The 1993-nt window shown below is 68.1% G+C and carries 4 protein-coding genes; 3 read left to right on the top strand and 1 reads right to left on the bottom strand.

Translation table 11 applies throughout. The annotated features are described in order from the left end of the window. Window positions 1-959 (top strand): IS4 family transposase (locus B9S61_RS33495; protein ID WP_103545782.1); only part of this gene is annotated, 959 nt, incomplete at its 5' end. Window positions 960-1142: 183 nt separating this feature from the next. Here the strand turns inward: B9S61_RS33495 and B9S61_RS42895 are convergent. After that, window positions 1143-1271 (bottom strand): hypothetical protein, encoded by a 129-nt coding sequence (locus tag B9S61_RS42895; RefSeq protein WP_258039997.1) that lies wholly within the window; start codon window positions 1269-1271, stop codon window positions 1143-1145. 163 nt (window positions 1272-1434) lie between these two features. On the opposite strand from B9S61_RS42895, the gene B9S61_RS33490 reads away from it, so the two are divergent. Further along, window positions 1435-1659 carry a winged helix-turn-helix domain-containing protein gene (locus B9S61_RS33490; RefSeq protein WP_103545536.1) on the top strand — a complete coding sequence of 75 codons (225 nt, stop codon included), beginning with the start codon at window positions 1435-1437 and terminating at the stop codon, window positions 1657-1659. Then, window positions 1634-1831, top strand: coding sequence for a GntR family transcriptional regulator (locus B9S61_RS33485; RefSeq protein WP_103545535.1), 198 nt, complete (start codon window positions 1634-1636; stop codon window positions 1829-1831). Before B9S61_RS33490 ends, B9S61_RS33485 begins: the two co-directional genes overlap by 26 nt. Window positions 1832-1993 lie beyond the last annotated feature (162 nt).

Here is a 1993-nt window from a genome sequence, read left to right as displayed (position 1 = left end):
GGCGTCCGGCATCGACAGGGTCGCTGACCAAGGCCCGCTCCCGGCTGGGGGCGGGGGCGCTTCGGGTGCTGTTCGACCGGGTGCGCGGAGCGCAGGGCACGCCGGCCACGCCGGGGGTGTTCTGGCGGAACCTGCGTCTGACCTCGCTGGACGGCACCACCTTCAACGTCCCCGACAGTGCGGCGAACTCCGCCGCGTACACCCGGCCTGTGACCGAGGCCCGGCAGGGGCCCTATCCACAGGTGCGGCTGCTGGCCCTGGTCGAGTGCGGCACCCTGGCCGTGATCGCAGCGGTCTTCGACTCCCTCGCGGTCGGGGAACGCACCCTGGCCACACGCCTGTTGCCGGTGATCGAGCGGGGCACGCTGCTGCTGGCCGACCGGGGCTTCCCCTCCTACGACCTGTTCACCGCAGCCGCGGGCCGGGGCGCTGAGCTGTTGTGGCGCGCGAGCGCGTCGTTCACCCTGCCCGTCATCGAGGTACTCCACGACGGCACCTGTCTCTCCCGCCTCAACGGGCCACGCGGACAGCGCATCACCGTCCGGGTGATCGAGTACACCGTGCACAGCACCGCCGAGGGCGCCGACGGCTCCACCACCGAGTCCTCGGAACTGTTCTGCCTGATCACCACCCTCCTCGACCCGGACACCGCCCCGGCCACCGAACTCGCCGAGCTCTACGCACGTCGCTGGACCAGCGAAACGATCTACCGGTCGATCAAGGTCGAGCAACGCGGCGGCCGCACCGCGACCCTGCGCTCCAACAGCCCCGAAATGGTCGCCCAGGAACTGTGGGCGATGCTCTGCGTCTACCAGTCCGTACGCCACCTGGCCACCGACAGCGCGACCCAGGACGGCATCCCACCAGCCCAGATCAGCTTCAAGCACGCCCTGCACGCCGCCCAGCGAACCGTCGGGGCGGACTTTCCCCCCTCCACGCCTGACCACCAAGATCCGTGACATCGGCGCCGACCTGATCCGCACCGCCACCCGGCCACGGCCCGGCCGCCGATCACCCCGCGCCACCAAGGCCCGACACGTCAACTGGCCCACACTCCAACCAGATCAACCCGCCACCGAACGCGTCACCTACACCATCCAGCTCCACACACTCACACCACGACCACAGTCACCCTGAAACGATCAAAGAAGCGACGTTGCCCCATGGAGCGCTGCCGCAGCCTCAAACCTCATGGCGCCTTCAATGGCTCCGCCGCTCTGCACCAGGACGTCTTTTCCGTCGGTGCTGCCGATGCAGGTAAGTTCGCTCATCAGCCGGAGTTCCTTTCCGGTTAGGCCGCTTCGCTGTCTCTTGGCCGGGATCAGCGAAGCGGCCGCGTTTGTGTTTGTGCACTGTCCAAGTTATGCCATGGATCACCACGGTGCACCATGGTCTGGCGATGCGGACCCTGGTTAGCCGCGCGACGCTGTGGCCATGGTTCAGTACGAATGGCAGCGCGTGGCTGATGATCTTGCCCAGCAGATTGACTCTGGACGCATTCCCGCCGGCGCTGCCCTGCCCAGCATCCTGCGGCTCGCCCAGGCTTATGGCGTCGCTGACCACACTGTCCGGCGAGCGCTGCAAGATCTCCGCGAACGGGGCCTGATTGAGACGCTGCCGCACAAGGGCAGCTATGTCGCTGAGGCTCCGCCGGCGTAACTGCCCAGGGCAGCGCGCAGCGCATCTGCCTGGCACTGTGGCGCTGGCCGCTGAGTTCGACGTGTCGCAGTCGACTGCATCCCGTGCGCTGGCGAGCCTCCGCGCTGATGGTCTGGTCTACGTGGTCAGCGGTCGCGGGTACTACGTCGCTGAGGCCCCGCCAGCGCACTAAAGCACTGGTCAGAGCCACGACTAGCCGCGCCATCGTTCATGGCGTAAGATTTATGTATTCCCACTTGGTCATGCGGCCGACTCTAGCCGTTGCCGCCGCCGGGCCCGCGGGGCCGGTTCCGTCGGCCGCACCAGCACCGCGCGCCCACCCCCGCGGCGCCCG

The sequence above is a fragment of the Streptomyces sp. SM1 genome, from assembly GCF_002910825.1.
Lineage (GTDB): Bacteria > Actinomycetota > Actinomycetes > Streptomycetales > Streptomycetaceae > Streptomyces > Streptomyces okerensis.
The sequence above is the reverse complement of the archived record's forward strand: the minus strand, read 5'-3'. Positions and strand labels throughout refer to the sequence as shown.

Coding starts and splice junctions, on each gene's coding strand:
- B9S61_RS33490 (WP_103545536.1), top strand. CDS start 1,435: ATGGTTCAGTACGAATGGCAGCGCGTGGCTGATGATCTTGCCCAGCAG.
- B9S61_RS33485 (WP_103545535.1), top strand. CDS start 1,634: ATGTCGCTGAGGCTCCGCCGGCGTAACTGCCCAGGGCAGCGCGCAGCG.
- B9S61_RS42895 (WP_258039997.1), bottom strand. CDS start 1,271: ATGAGCGAACTTACCTGCATCGGCAGCACCGACGGAAAAGACGTCCTG.